General features: G+C 51.1%; 1 rRNA gene. It reads left to right on the top strand.

Annotated elements, in window-relative coordinates:
- Nucleotides 1–202: 202 nt before the first annotated feature.
- Nucleotides 203–266, top strand: a 5S ribosomal RNA gene (gene rrf / locus J5M67_RS28985); the annotation flags it as partial.

Here is a 266-nt window from a genome sequence, read left to right as displayed (position 1 = left end):
AGGTCGGGTGTGTAAGCGCTGTGAGGCGTTGAGCTAACCGATACTAATTGCCCGTGAGGCTTGACCATATAACACCCAAACAATTTGCGTGTTGTACGGTGAAGACGTAACGAACCGAAAGTTCGTGAGAACCGTAAATTACCTGTCACATACCCGAATCTGGATGAGCGTGTGCGCAAGCCACGAGCGTCCGAAAGAATTGCTTGACGACCATAGAGCGTTGGAACCACCTGATCCCATCCCGAACTCAGCAGTGAAACGACGCA

It is taken from the genome of Pseudomonas sp. 30_B, assembly GCF_017491605.1.
Taxonomy (GTDB): domain Bacteria; phylum Pseudomonadota; class Gammaproteobacteria; order Pseudomonadales; family Pseudomonadaceae; genus Pseudomonas.
Note: the sequence above shows the minus strand (reverse complement) of the source record. Positions and strands in the feature narration are given on the sequence as shown.